Raw genomic sequence first — 2,086 nt, forward strand, 5'->3', positions numbered from 1 at the left:
AACCAGGACCGTGGCCGCCAGCGCGGCCTCCTGGTCCCGTTGGGCGAGCTCGTCAAGTGCGGCGCGGGCGACGGCGTCGAGGCTGGGCACACCGTATACGGGGATAGCGCGGGCACGACCGACGGTGCGGGCGGTGACGAGCCCGGCGCGCAGCCCGGTGAAGGGCGCCGGCCCCGTGGCGGCGACGACGGCGTCAACCGGGGCGGTAGCAACGCGCGGATCCGCGAGCGCATCGGCGAGCATGGGCCCCAGCGACTCGGCGTGGCGGCGCGGGCTATCCTGCTGCGCGCGGGCGAGGACGGTCAGGCGCATGCGCCCCGTATTGGCGGGGTCCGGCTCCTCGGGCAGGACGTCGGCGATGAGCAGCTGGCTTCCCAGCGAGGAGTCGATGGACAAAACGCGCACGGACGCAGCTTAGATGATTGATCCCGAGGGGTGGGGTGTCAGCCCGCGAGCGCCGTCAGGTCGACACCTGCCCAGCGGGGCCCGACGGCGCTCACGGTGATGGTGCGGCGGCCGTCGTCAACCTGTTCCAGGTCCATCACCGGCTTGGCGCCCGTATCGCTCTCCGACCCGGCGCCACCGCCCACGCGTGGCGGCTCACCGGCGCTCCCCGCGCCGCCCGCATCCGCTATTCCACCGGCAGTGTCCACACCGCCGGCGTCGGCCACTCCCCCATGGGGACGCGCGACGGTGATCTCCAGCCGGTCTTCCGACAGTGCCTCGGCCTTGCCCTCGCCCCACTCCATGAGGATGACCGCTTCGGCGAGGGAGGAATCCAGGTCGAGGGCGTCGAGCTCGTCCAGGGTGGCAATGCGGTAGGCGTCCACGTGAATGAGGTCGGGCCCGTCTTTGAGTGCCGGGTGGACGCGCGCGATGACGAAAGTCGGAGAGGACACGCGTCCGCGCACGCCCAGGGCCCGCCCTACTCCCTGAGCGAGGGTGGTCTTGCCGGCGCCCAGTCCGCCGGAGAGCACAACGACGTCGCCGGCCCGCAGGATGGCGGCCAGGCGGGCACCCAGAGCCCGGGTGGCGTCGGCGCCGTCGGTGTCCACGCTGATGCTGTTGAGCGGCCCGTCACCGGGGCGCGAGGTGTCGGTGCCGGTCATGCCCGCCCCAGCGCGTCACGGTCTGAGCCCGGAAGCGTGTTCGCTCCACGCCCGATGAACACGCGCGGGACGCGGTCGCCCAGGCGCGTAACGATCTCGTAGTTGATGGTGGAGCACACCTCGGCCCACTCGTCGGCGGTGGGGGTGACCGCGTCGGTGGGGGCTCCCCAGAGCACCGCCACGTCACCGGCGGCTGCGGGCGGCGCCAGCGGAGCGCCTTCGGGCGTGGCCGCCGGACCCAGGTCGATGACAACCTGGTCCATGCACACCCGGCCGACGATCGCCGCGCGCACACCGTTGACCGCGACCGGCCCGCCGTTGGAGGCGGCGCGCGGGATGCCGTCGCCGTAGCCGAGCGGAACCAGGCCGAGCCAACGATCGGTGGGGGCCCGCCAGGTGCCGCCGTAGGAAACGGCCTGCCCTGCGGGGATCTGTTTGACCTGGGTCAGCGGTGCCTCCACCCTCATGGCGGGACGCAGCTCAAGGGCTGCGGAGGTGGCCACGGCCGGCTCCGGAGATAGCCCGTACAGCCCGATGCCGATGCGCACCAGGTCCAGGCGGGTATCGGGGTGCCACAACAGACCGCCGGTCGCCGCCAGGTGGCGCAGCCGCGGGGTCAGCCCGGCCTCGGCCACGACCCGCTCGGCGGCGAGGAAGCGGGACAGGTGCCTCTCGGTGGAGCCGGAGGCGGGCTCGTCGGCGCGGGACAGGTGGCTCCACAGGCCGACGACGACGACCGTGCCGTCGTCCTGGGCGGTGCGGGCGGCGGCGGCAAGGGCGGGCAGGTCCTCCGGCGTGGCGCCGCCCCGGGACATGCCGGTGTCGACCTTGAGGTGAATGCGTGCTGGGGCGGCGGGGTTGTCCTCGGAGTCGGTGGCCGCGGCCCGCTCGGCGCGGGCGGCGGCGGCAATGGCGTCGAGCTGCGCGCGGGTGGACACCGACAGGTCCAGCCCGGCTGCGAGCGCCGCCCGTAGCGG

General features: G+C 73.9%; 3 protein-coding genes. All 3 read right to left on the reverse strand.

Going from position 1 to position 2,086, the window contains the following annotated elements:
* Positions 1-405: tRNA (adenosine(37)-N6)-threonylcarbamoyltransferase complex dimerization subunit type 1 TsaB (tsaB, locus tag RWX45_RS02090; RefSeq protein ID WP_316022133.1), on the reverse strand; the 405-nt coding region annotated here is incomplete at its 3' end.
* A 38-nt stretch (positions 406-443) separates the two neighbouring features.
* On the reverse strand, positions 444-1,109 hold the full coding sequence (gene tsaE / locus RWX45_RS02095; RefSeq protein WP_316022134.1) for a tRNA (adenosine(37)-N6)-threonylcarbamoyltransferase complex ATPase subunit type 1 TsaE: 666 nt from the start codon (positions 1,107-1,109) through the stop codon (positions 444-446).
* On the reverse strand, positions 1,106-2,086 hold a 981-nt coding region (alr, locus tag RWX45_RS02100; protein WP_316022135.1), incomplete at its 5' end, for an alanine racemase. The genes alr and tsaE, both read right to left, overlap by 4 nt.

It is taken from the genome of Actinomyces sp. MRS3W, assembly GCF_032465695.1.
Lineage (GTDB): Bacteria > Actinomycetota > Actinomycetes > Actinomycetales > Actinomycetaceae > Actinomyces.

Excerpts from the sequence above, each read along its gene's own strand:
- tsaE (WP_316022134.1), bottom strand. The coding sequence starts at position 1,109 with ATGACCGGCACCGACACCTCGCGCCCCGGTGACGGGCCGCTCAACAGC.